8 protein-coding genes are annotated in these 11,485 nt (G+C 58.8%); all 8 read right to left on the reverse strand.

What is annotated here, in order from left to right; all coding sequences use genetic code 11:
• Positions 1 to 12: 12 nt before the first annotated feature.
• On the reverse strand, positions 13 to 1,353 hold the full coding sequence (gene tssK / locus ACMVPR_RS11335) for a type VI secretion system baseplate subunit TssK (protein WP_416882966.1): 1,341 nt from the start codon (positions 1,351 to 1,353) through the stop codon (positions 13 to 15).
• Positions 1,354 to 1,390: 37 nt separating this feature from the next.
• A complete protein-coding gene (tagH, locus tag ACMVPR_RS11340; protein ID WP_416882967.1) occupies positions 1,391 to 2,854 on the reverse strand; it encodes a type VI secretion system-associated FHA domain protein TagH in 1,464 nt (487 codons plus the stop codon).
• A 9-nt stretch (positions 2,855 to 2,863) separates the two neighbouring features.
• A complete protein-coding gene (locus ACMVPR_RS11345; RefSeq protein WP_416882968.1) occupies positions 2,864 to 3,175 on the reverse strand; it encodes a PAAR domain-containing protein in 312 nt (103 codons plus the stop codon).
• Positions 3,176 to 3,775 (reverse strand): DUF6931 family protein, encoded by a 600-nt coding sequence (locus tag ACMVPR_RS11350; protein WP_416882969.1) that lies wholly within the window; start codon positions 3,773 to 3,775, stop codon positions 3,176 to 3,178.
• A gap of 10 nt (positions 3,776 to 3,785) precedes the next feature.
• Complete coding sequence (locus tag ACMVPR_RS11355; RefSeq protein WP_416882970.1) at positions 3,786 to 5,744, reverse strand: type VI secretion system Vgr family protein; 1,959 nt, start codon at positions 5,742 to 5,744, stop codon at positions 3,786 to 3,788.
• A gap of 99 nt (positions 5,745 to 5,843) precedes the next feature.
• Positions 5,844 to 8,555, reverse strand: coding sequence for a type VI secretion system ATPase TssH (gene tssH, locus ACMVPR_RS11360; protein ID WP_416882971.1), 2,712 nt, complete (start codon positions 8,553 to 8,555; stop codon positions 5,844 to 5,846).
• Positions 8,556 to 8,592: 37 nt separating this feature from the next.
• The gene (gene tssG, locus ACMVPR_RS11365) at positions 8,593 to 9,636 is read right to left on the reverse strand and encodes a type VI secretion system baseplate subunit TssG (protein WP_416882972.1); all 1,044 of its coding nucleotides are present in this window, start codon (positions 9,634 to 9,636) and stop codon (positions 8,593 to 8,595) included.
• Entirely contained in the window at positions 9,600 to 11,480 is a 1,881-nt protein-coding gene (tssF, locus tag ACMVPR_RS11370) for a type VI secretion system baseplate subunit TssF (protein WP_416882973.1), read from the reverse strand. The genes tssG and tssF overlap by 37 nt, the downstream gene beginning before the upstream one ends.
• Positions 11,481 to 11,485 lie beyond the last annotated feature (5 nt).

The raw sequence follows: 11,485 nt of genomic DNA on the forward strand, positions 1-11,485 counted from the left end.
AGCAGCCTCTTCTTAACTATTTCTGATCGCCCACAGCTCCATATCAAGTCCCGGGTACTGGCCTGACACATGCACGGCGATGCCGCCCGATGTGGTCATCTTGCCCCAGTACGGACTGTCGGCGTCGAGTTCAAAATACACTTTTCCTGCCTGATAGGGCACCTGTCTTGGTGCCACCGGCAGCGGTCTCAATGTGATGCCCGGCAAGGCAGAATTGACCAATTGCCGGATTTCTTCGACAGGCCCGATCTTGGACTGGCCTGCGAAATGGCGCCGAATGTCCTCGGCCGGGACCTCGGCTTTGACGGCAAGCACGAACCCTGCCGTCGACAGCAGCTTGCGGTCGGCAATAAGGCCGACGCTGATGCCGTATTTCCGCTCTTCCAGAGCGATGAGCACCGCCGATTGTTCAAGCACGGCGCTGAGATATTGCCGCAGGATGCGGAACACCGGCATGAAAGTGGCCGGCTGGTTGTCGTGTTTGTAGGGCGGCAGCTTGGGCGCTTCCTTGTTTTCGGCCATGAAGGACGCAAGCTCTCCGGCTAACACGACGCAGGCGCGGTAAACGTTTTCGGGGTGAACGTTTTCGATATTGGTGAAATGGCGGAACAGCGGCAACGCCTTGTTGACCGTCATCAGCAACAGAAAGTCCGAGATTTCCGCAGTCCCCCGTGCGGGGCCACTTTCGGACAGTCGTCCTGCCAGAGCGGTCATGCGGTGTGACAGCAGCCCTTCAAGTTCGCTCACGAACCCGGCCAATGTGGGTGCCGCGCGAATATCCACGCAACTGGGAATGAAGGACCGATCGAGCAGGATTTCCTTGTCAGGGCGCACTTCGATGATACGGGCAATCGGGATCACCAGCATGTCGGCCAGATCATCCACCTCGAGCGCGAATTGCAGGCGCAGCTTGCCAACCCCGATGGTGACGCCTTTCTTGACCGCGCCCATCACATCGGTGATCTCGATCTCGGCGGGCTTCAGGCGACTGGCCGAATTGCCGCTGTCGGTCAGGTCCACCTCGGTTGCGCCCTGCCGCCGCTGCGGGATCGTCAGAACGACAACGCAATCCTTGATGTTCTCCGGCACTTCAAGCGAGGGCGGATGGTCTTCCGCCTGCGGCACGCGAAAGATCGTGCCATCCTGCGTAAGCCCGGCACAGGACTTGACCGCAAACTTCCCGATCTTGAGCGCCTCGTCGTCGATTTCGAGTTCACTGAACCCCCAGGCATAGGGCGTCACACGGCGCGCCAGCCCTGCAACCAGCGCTTCAGTGTAACGATCAGCTTGCTGGAAGTGGTGAGGCTGCAGAAACAGCCCCTCCGTCCACAGCACCTTGTTGTCCCAGGACACGTTCAAAATCCCCCGTCATCGTCGCGCATCTTCGCGCTTATTTTAACTTTTCGAGCTGTTCCTTGTAGGCCCGCGCAAATTCGCGGCTGAACAACTCATGAAAATCATTTTCGGCTTGGTCGGAAATCTGGGCGTACATCTTTTCGTATACTTCCCAGTACCTGGCCTTCTTACCTTTAAACATACTTCCGATTGCAGTTGATGTCTCAATCTGACCTGCAAGCACGTCCGGATCAAGCTTGGCAAGCACACCCTTGATCGCGGCCTCCATCCCGGTGACCATCGCGATCTCGTGCGCCTTGATGTCATCAAGCGCCTGTTCGGTCGCGGTTTCCGAGCTCAGATACCCTTTGGCCTTTGGTTTGACCAAGGCCGTCACCGCGTCGTCTTCGCTGAGCGAGAATTTGAGCGGGTTGTTTCCGCCCGACGCGATCATGGTCTGATCGATACGGAACTCTGATTTGATCGACGTGCGGGTCATCAGGATCTCGCGCAGCCCGACGATCATGGTGCGCATGACGCGCCCCATTCGGGTCATAGTGCGTTCGAGATCGGCATCATCGATCACAAGGTCTTCCACATCCAAGGCCGTGATAAAGGCACGTGCCGCGGATTGATCGCCAGTTCCGACGGGTGCAGGTGCAGGCGTTGTCGGCACGCTGACGGGCGGTGGCGCGTGTTCCGCAGCAACCGGTTCGGGCGCAGGCGGCTCCGGCTCGGGCATGCGCTCTGGCACAATGGTTTCCGGCTCCGGAATTGGCGGAGGAGGTGCTGGCGTTTCAGGCTTGGCGGGGATCTCATCATCCGCGGGGCCAAGGAAATCGTCCCAGTCATCCGGGATCAGGCCGGGGCTGCTTTTCCCTGCCGGAGAGAAACTGTCCGTGACCGATGGGTTGTGCATCGGGAACGACGCGCCTTCGCCCTCGCGGCCATCTTTGGGTTTCTGGAAGAACGGATCTTCCTCTTCGCCCAGCGGCGGCAGGAGTTCGTCGATAGGATCGGTTGCGCTGATGCCTTTTGGTCCCGTCGGCCCCCCTTCGGATCCCAGAAGATCATCCAGAAAATCACCACCGGGTCCGGGATCATCCAGCATCGCAAGAGGATCGGGCGCATTGGCTGCGTTGCCGTAGGACAGGCCGGTTTGTTCGGGCTTTCGTGGAATGAGATCGTCCAGATCCGGAAGGTCCTGACCGATCTCGACCACCAGTTCATAGCCACCAGCAGACAGGACATCCCCGTTGTTCAGCGTGGTCGGTGTGCGTCCCAGAGGGGCTTTGGAGTAATTGAGAAACGTGCCATTGGTCGAGAAATCAACAATCACGATCTTGCCGTTGTGATCTTCGATCACGAAATGGCTTTTCGACAGCATGCGGTCGGGATCCGGCAAGACAAGATCATTGCCCGGCCCGCGACCGACCGTCAGGCTGCCGCCCCTCATCTGGACCGGACGTCCATCACCCGGCACCATGCCGGAGGATTGAAATTTCAGAGTTACCGTCATCACTGGCGGTCAGCCTCCTACAAGCACAGTAAATTCACCCTTCACAATCACGCCGCCACATAGGACGTTGTCGCCAATTCGTGCCGAAGGCAATTTCCCGATAAGCACGGTCGCGGAACCTTTTAAGATCGGGTGCGGAAAGGCCGGGTTGGTCATGTCGGTTATCCGCGCCGCTGGAAGCCCGCCGACCAGGACGGTGGGGCAGCATGGCGTAAAGATCGGGATGCCCGGAACCGGAATCGGCACAGGCGGAGCCGGAGGCGGGCCAGGCGTAAAGCACGCATGGAAATCAAATATTCTGGCCTGCGGCGGTCCCGGCATCTAGACGCCCTCTCCCTTTTCCTTGCGTTTTCCGTTTCCACCTCGCCCGATATCAACGGCACGGTCAATAAGCTCTTGAATATACGCGTCGAAATCATCGGTTCGCGTCGCAATTGCTTCGATATTCATGGCAAATGCCGCAATGGAAGACCCGCCCGGCGGCGCCGGTACCTGCGCCATATCGCCCGTACCAAGTGTACCATCGCTGTACATGACCGACATCGCGCAATGAACCGTCACATCGTCCTTATCTGCGTGCTCCATGCTGTCAATCGCCACACCGCGCGTGTCATCTCCCGGTCGGAACACCCAAGCTTCGGCCGCCTGCAACGACGCAGTTTCGTTTTCGACGCCCGGCCCCACGATATCACGGGCGGCCAGACAGGCCCACCAGACCCTCTCGCGAGGCGGTAGGGCGATAGACAGAAGGCGCAACAGATCGACATTCGCGCCTTTGCCATCCAGTTCAGTCAGCACCTCCTCGACGGACGCGCTTGCTGGCGCATCCAGAGGCGTTTCGAGCTTCACATTGGTCTGTGCCAGCAGTTTTGCCGCCGGATCGGTGGGTATCTTCGTCAATTTGCTGAAACGGCCTGACATGATTTGCCCCTTAGTTGATCATCACGACGCCGCCCTTGAGCGTCAGCATCGCATTGCCTTCGACCGTGGTCATCGGGCTTTTCACATCGGCTTTCATGTCTGCCTGAACGGTGATCATCGGGCTCTTTATCTTGATCGACTGCGGATCCATCTTGATCGTCGATCCGCCGCATTTGAGCTCGATGGATTGCATCGCTGTAATCGTGATTTTTCCCAGCTTCACGTCAATGCTCAGATCGCCCTGTTTGACCAAGGTGCTGTGATCGCCCGTGTTCACAGTTTCCGAAAGGTCCTTGTGGACAGTCGTGCTCAGGCTGCCAGGCTGCTTCTTTTCAAGACCGACAGTAATCGTCGCATCGTTCTTGACGATCTGTTCGTAATCCTTCTCGGACTGGAAACGGACAAGCTCTTCGCCCTTCTTGTCCTCGAACATCAGTTCGTTAAAACCTCCGCCGCCCTTGGTGCTGTTGGTCTTGACCCCCGATTGCGTCTTGTTGGCGGGGAGCGGGTAAGGTGGCATGGTCTTGTCGTTATAGAGCATCCCGATGCAAAGCGGCCTGTCGGGATCGCCTTCTTCAAAGCTGATCACGACTTCCTGCCCGATCCGCGGGATCGCGATGGCACCCCAGTTCTTGCCGGTCCACGGCATCATCGTCCGCACCCAACAGGTCGTGTTCTCGTCTTTTTGACCATCACGGTCCCAGTGAAACTGTACCTTGATGCGACCGTATTCGTCTGTGTGTATCTCCTCGCCACCCGGTCCTGTGACCGTCGCTGTGTGAATTCCGCCGACCGAGGGCCACGGCGTCAGGAACGGTGCCCGGAATTGCAAGCCCAACACTTCCATGACCGAAAACCGAACCATATGCGGTTCCTTCGAGTCGGAGATCAGCCCCATCTTTTTCAAATGATCAGAGGTCCATTTGAGAGCCTCATCATACATCGCCTCGATTTGGACGAACGAATGCGCACAGTCGAGCAGCAGCACCTCTTGCGGTTCACCTTGGGTTCTCGGCAAATCCGAGATCTTGAACAGGCGGCCGACGGCCATGTTGACCGCATCTGACACGCCCGTCACGATGTGCTGCGCCACAGCCTCGGCCTCCATCCGCACGCGCGCACGATGCTCGCCCAAGCCAGCGGACCGGAAATGGCCGGGATAATCGTAGCGTTCGTTCTTGTCGTCGAGATAGTGTTTCTTGCGCGCGGTCTTGTTTTCGGAACCCAGGCTGACCGTAGATGTCGCGAAATTGTAGTCGTTCAGAACGACCTTCGCGCTGCGCACCTTCTGGCGACCGCTCCATTCAAACACATAGGGATCAACGGTCTCGTGCGTGGATCGCATGCTGAAGTCGCGGAACTTCAGATCGGACGGTGCGGGAATGCTGCTGTGCCGGCCCATATCGTCGATCAGGACCATGACCTCGGTCGATGGCTCGTGATCGAAATAGTAGTAAATGCCTTCTTCCTGCATGAGACGATCAATGAAATCGAGGTCGGTCTCGCGGTATTGCACGCAATACTCACGTGTCTCGTAGGTATGAGACAGTTTCAGTTCGAGATGGCCTGAGAAGCCGTATTCTTCAAGCACCGACTGAATGATCTGGACGGCAGTCATGCCTTGGTAGATCCGCACATCTGTACGTCTGGTCAGGAACCAAAGCCATGTCCGCACCTCGGCCTTGAACAGCCCACCGACATCTCCCAACGCCAAGAATTCGGCCGACACGCAGGTGCCGCGGAACCACCGTTTGCTGGATTTGTCCTCGCTTTCGGCAAGAAGGTGCATGGTTTTGCCCACGACGTCTTCGAGCGGCAAATCCTCGTTCTCACAATAAAAATACACCTCCAGCTCGGAAACGTGGCTGATACGTTCCGACACTGAAGCGGAAATCGGCAAGAGTTTCAGGCCTGTGCAATCTCCCTCGAGACGCAAAGGAAATTTCGAAGGATCGGGTTTCGCATACATCTTGGTCGCTCCTTCAGTTCGGACCGAGCCTACTGCACAAACCCGAAGTTGGCCATTGGGCTATGGCGCAGCTTCGGGCGATTTGTGCCCCTGGCTCACTCAATCGAACGCATAGATGAATTCACCATCCTTTACGTCGATGGCCACCTTGCTGACGCTCTTGCCCTCCATCATCCGGCGCAGGAATTCGCCCGAAATGTCGGGCAGCATGGAGTTCGTCACAATCGCGTCGATCATGCGTCCGCCGGATTCCAGTTCCTGGCAGCGCGACACGATCGTATCGACCACAGCATCGCTGTATTCGAACGGCACGCCATGAGCTTCGCTTACGCGCTTCTTGATGCGGTTCAACTGCAAACGCGTGATCTTGCCGATCATGTCCGGGTTCAACGGATAGTATGGGATCGTCACAAGGCGGCCCAAGAGCGCTGCCGGGAAGATCTTGAGCAGCGGATCGCGCAGCGCCTTTGCGATGCCTTCGGGTTCCGGCATCAGGTCAGGGTCAGAACACATATCCATGATCAGATCGGACCCGGCGTTGGAGGTCAGAAGTATCAGCGTGTTCTTGAAGTCGATCAGACGGCCTTCGCCATCTTCCATGATCCCCTTGTCGAACACCTGGAAGAAGACTTCATGCACATCGGGGTGGGCCTTTTCAACTTCGTCCAGCAGAACGACGGAGTATGGCTTGCGCCGAACCGCTTCGGTCAGAACACCGCCTTCACCATAGCCGACATAGCCCGGAGGCGCGCCTTTCAGGCTGCTGACGGTGTGCGCCTCTTGGTATTCGGACATGTTGATTGTGATGACGTTCTGTTCGCCGCCATACAGGACTTCGGCTAAGGCCAAGGCGGTTTCGGTTTTGCCGACGCCGCTGGTGCCCGCCAGCAGGAACACACCAATCGGCTTGCTCGGATTGTCGAGCCCTGCGCGGCTGGTCTGGATACGCTTGGCGATCATCTCCATCGCGTGATCCTGACCGATCACACGCTTGGCGAGGTGATCCTTGAGGTTGAGGACCGTCTGCAATTCATCGCTGACCATCCGACCGACCGGAATACCCGTCCAGTCACCGACAACGCTGGCCACGGCTTGTTCATCGACGATGGGCAGGATCAAGGGATTCTCACCTTGCAACGTCGTCAGTTCCGCGTTTTTGGCGCGAAGTTGAGTCAACAGCTCGGCCCGTTCTTCGGCGGTCATCGGGCTTTTCTCGGCTGCCGCTTCGCCTGCGGCATCGGGCGTATCGACCGGGGCACCCCCTTCGCGCAGCTTTGCCCGCAGGTCGAGGATTTCCGCAACCACAGCCTTTTCCGCTTCCCAACGCTTGTCCAGTTCCGCAAGCCGCGCTTCTTCTTCTTCCTTCAGCGCCTGAATGGTCTCGCGGCGTGCGCCCACATCCATACCTGCAGTTTCGTCCCGACCGATGATTTCAAGCTCGGTGGTCAGCGCATCAATGCGCTTGCGGCTGTCATCCACTTCGGCAGGAACGGCATGCTGGCTGACCGCCACGCGGGCGCAAGCCGTATCCAGAACGCTGACCGATTTGTCCGGCAATTGGCGCGCGGGGATGTAGCGGGCCGACAGCGACACGGCAGCTTCGATGCCTTCGTCCAGCACCTGCACCTTGTGATGGTTTTCCAGCATCGACGCGATGCCACGCATCATCATGATGGCTTTCGGAATGCTGGGTTCTTCAACCTGCACCACCTGGAAACGCCGGGTCAGGGCGGGGTCTTTTTCGATGTGCTTTTTGTACTCAGCCCATGTCGTCGCACCGATGGTGCGCAGCGTACCACGCGCCAGTGCGGGCTTCAGCAGGTTGGCCGCGTCACCAGTCCCGGCAGCACCCCCTGCCCCAACAAGCGTGTGCGTTTCGTCCACGAACATGATGATCGGCACAGTCGAGGCCTGCACCTCGTCGATCACCTGACGCAGACGGTTCTCGAATTCGCCCTTCATCGACGCACCAGCCTGCAACAGCCCCACATCAAGCGCCAGCAACCGCGCCTCGCGCAACGCGGGCGGCACATCCCCGCGTGCGATCCGCAGGGCAAAGCCCTCGACAACAGCGGTCTTACCGACACCCGCCTCACCAGTCAGGATGGGGTTGTTCTGACGTCGGCGCATCAGCACGTCGACGATCTGACGGATTTCCTCGTCGCGCCCGACAATGGGGTCGATCTCTCCGTTGCGGGCCTGTTCGGTAAGGTCGGTGCAATACTGCGACAGCGCCTCCTGCTTGCCCATTGCGCCGGGAGACATCGCGCCGGACGCTTCACCCGGAACAGCGCCACCGCCGGTTTGCGACCCATCCTGCGGACGAAGATGATCCTCGACAGATCCATCCGTGACCTTGTGGAAGTTATCCGACAGATCATCCGCACCGATCTTGGAGAACTCCCTTGAGATGTTCATCAGGATCGACCGCAGTTCGGGCGTCTTGAGCATGCCGAGGATCAGGTGGCCGGTCCGCACCTGGTTGGAATTGTAAAGCAGCGACCCGTAGACCCAGGCGCGCTCCATCGCGTCCTGTAGATGCGAACTGAGATCGGAAATCGAGCTTGCGCCGCGCGGCAGCGCATCCAGCGCGCGGGTCATGTCAGCGGCCAGCTTGCCGGGGTCGATGTCATAATGCTGGATGATCTTCTGCACATCGGAATTGTCAACCTGCACCAGTTGCGCCAGCCAGTGGATGATCTCGACATACGGGTTGCCCCGCATCTTGCAGAACACCGTGGCCCCTTCGACGGCCTGGTACCCGACTTTGTTGAGTTTGCCGAAAAGGGCAACGCGGCTGATCTCGGTCATATTCATTCTCCTCCGCTCTATGGCGAAATGGTTTCTTCTAAGCCGCGAGGGCTTCTTTCAATGGAACGTCTGTCAAAGGGGCCATGAACAAATCGGCGACTTCGTCGGGGTGATCTTCCGAGCCGATCCAACTGGTCAGGCCAAGCTGCGTGTTGGCACCCAACTGGGCTTGCGGCACCTCTTGCCCGAGCAGGACGAGGTTCACATCCCAGTCCAGCTGATCGCCAACATAATTGCGTACAATGGCCCGCAACCGCGCCAAAGCGGGTGTGCCGGGCAGAAATCTCATGTATTCCTCAAGGCTGAGGGGACCGACGCGCAAACGGAACTTGGCCGAATGCGACCAAACCCGTTCACCGATACAGGTCGTGTAGCCCAATCCGACCTGCCCACCCAATTGCCAGCGGTCATCCGGCTCAAGCATGAGCCAATCGCCGATGAATTCCTCCAGTACCACGGGCGCATCGAAAAAGCCGTTTAGGATCGACACCAGACCTTCGGCATTCTTGGGCGCCGCAGACAAAAGTCCTGCGAAATGCCTCTTGGACAGATCGGGCATCGCATCACGGTCGCGCATATGGTCGCCCATGAAGCCTGCCAGAGCGCCGATCTTGTTCTCGGTCTCGGTGTTTTCGCCCCGGTCGAATGCGGGCGCGGGCTGACCACGGACCCAGGCGCGATAGAGCAACTCCATCAGCCGGTGCATCAGCATGTCGGTAAAGGCGATCAGGGTTCCGTCGCGGTGGTTCGACTTACGGCCCCGGGCATATTCGGTCAGGTGCAGCGGCAGCGGGCCGTGTGGACCATAAAAGCCAAAAAACAGGTTCTTCAGCTTGGCTGGCGCATCCGCCGTTTGCGCATCAAAAGCGTGAATGGTCGATTTCGGGAAGGCCAGTTCAGGTTCCTGCCCGAACCGCACTTTTTCCTGCCGGGGACGGCGCGCCGTGCCCAAGCGGGGTTCTTCGGCAAAATGCGCTTCGAGCACGCGCATTGCGAAAAAGATATGGTAGGATTGGGGATCGCGGACCAGACGCTCGTAATGAGTCAGATCACGCGATTCAGCCCCATCTTTGGTGACCATCGCGCGATCTCTCCTCTTTGTTGCGTTTTCAGAACCGTTTCAGTGAAGCTGTTGATTGTCGAATATTTGCGGAAAAAACGTTCAAGAACCGCCCCCATCGTATAGATCGAACTGCCTTCGAAAAGGCTCTCGTCCAAGAGCATCGTGATCTCGAGTCCCCGCACTGCCGTCGACAGGACACCGTCGTGAATGCGGCGCACGATCGGGCGCGTGGTGACAGAGATGATGCCTTCCAGCTGACGCTCCATCGCGGCATCGCCAATGGGGGTATAAAGGCCCACAAGCTCGCGGAGGGCTGCAGCACCGCCACCAGGTGTGTTGGTTTCATCGGAAATGGAAAGATAGTTCAGGCTCAGATGGCTGACCGCCCGCCATGCGGCATCGCCCTGCGCGATGCAGGTGCGCGGCTTGGTCGGCCCGATCAGGGTTCGGGTCGTGGCCACCGGGCCGCCTTCGGGAAGGTGGAACACGTTGTCCACGCCCGTCGGCAACAGCATTGGCAGGTCCCGATTGGTCACCATCGCCTCGACCGCCAACTGTCCAAGGTCGCCGGGATAGGGCGCTTCATTCGCGTCGACGATTGACAGGTAGCTTTCCGACCCAAGGTAGTTGGTCCGGACACCGCGGAGTGTTTCGCTTTCGCTGCGCTGTCGCAGGTGTCGGGTGTGGGTGTAATAGGCCGATCCACCGCCGCCGGCGGCAGTGAATTCATCCGAGGAATAAAACGCCTTCAGAGGCAGGTCGTCCTTACCCTCTTTGCGGATGCCCGTAACCTTGGTGATTGCGAAGACCTCGAAATCCTTGGGCGCGGTGCGGTCGGGCACGACATGATGTTCCGTGACCCGGTGCGTGACGGGCACCCGGTCGCAGCGTTTGTGGAACAGGTTGATGGCGGACACGCAATGCAGCTTGAACGCTTCCGGAGTGACGTTAGGCGCGATCTCAGCCTTGTTGTCCCGCAGCAGCAGATAAATATCCATGCTGTCGCCCGTCGTGCGCTGCAACGGATCGGCCAGACCGGACACCTCGACAAAGAGGTTCCGCTCGGGCATCGCGAAATATTCCTGCAGCAGGCGATAGCCATCAAACGACGGGCGCGGCGTCGGTAGCAGGGCTTCGTCGGGATCAAGCCCACGCGGCATGACAGGTTTCTTCAGCGGGACAACCCAGTCGTCGCGTCGGTCGATGGACCGGGCTACGACCATGGCGGGCTTGGCGCACAGCATTTCGAACATGGTCCAGCTTGTGCTGACTTGCCCCCCAAGGAAGAAGGTCAGGTTATCCAGCGGCAGTTCCCTGATCGGCAGGCCGTTGTGGCGGGTCAACCGCAGCCGGACTGCCGCGCGTGCCTTGGGGTCTCTGGCCACACCTGCCGCAACCAACGCACCCCTGCCGTCGATATACTCGGCCTCACTCACCTGCAGCGGCCACAGGTCAAGTTCGTTGGCGGTCAGGAACTGGCAGGACTTTTGCGCGCCGGGCACCGGTTTCGACCTTAGAACCGAATGTCGCGGCAAGGTGTACCCAGCAGCCAGATCGGCGTTTTCCATGTCCGGCGTCAATTCGGCGATCATCATCGAGGGCGTCGGCGCAAGGAAATGCGGAAACACCACGTCCAGAAGGTGATTGGTGAAAGCCGGGTATTGCAGCTCCAACTCAAGCTGGACACGTGCCGTCAGGAACGCCGTTCCCTCAAGCAACCGCTCGACATAGGGATCAAGGATTTCCAGCCCGTCCATCCCGAGCCGCGATGCGATCTTGGGATAGCTCTTTGCAAACTCGGCACCCATCTCACGCAGGAACGCAAGCTCGGTTTCATAATGTCTGAGCAGCCGCGTATCCACAGTCG

This window comes from Marivita sp., assembly GCF_048006345.1.
Classification (GTDB): Bacteria; Pseudomonadota; Alphaproteobacteria; order Rhodobacterales; family Rhodobacteraceae; genus Marivita.

Excerpts from the sequence above, each read along its gene's own strand:
- tagH (WP_416882967.1), bottom strand. The coding sequence starts at position 2,854 with ATGACGGTAACTCTGAAATTTCAATCCTCCGGCATGGTGCCGGGTGAT.
- ACMVPR_RS11345 (WP_416882968.1), bottom strand. The coding sequence starts at position 3,175 with ATGCCGGGACCGCCGCAGGCCAGAATATTTGATTTCCATGCGTGCTTT.
- ACMVPR_RS11350 (WP_416882969.1), bottom strand. The coding sequence starts at position 3,775 with ATGTCAGGCCGTTTCAGCAAATTGACGAAGATACCCACCGATCCGGCG.
- ACMVPR_RS11355 (WP_416882970.1), bottom strand. The coding sequence starts at position 5,744 with ATGTATGCGAAACCCGATCCTTCGAAATTTCCTTTGCGTCTCGAGGGA.
- tssH (WP_416882971.1), bottom strand. The coding sequence starts at position 8,555 with ATGACCGAGATCAGCCGCGTTGCCCTTTTCGGCAAACTCAACAAAGTC.
- tssG (WP_416882972.1), bottom strand. The coding sequence starts at position 9,636 with ATGGTCACCAAAGATGGGGCTGAATCGCGTGATCTGACTCATTACGAG.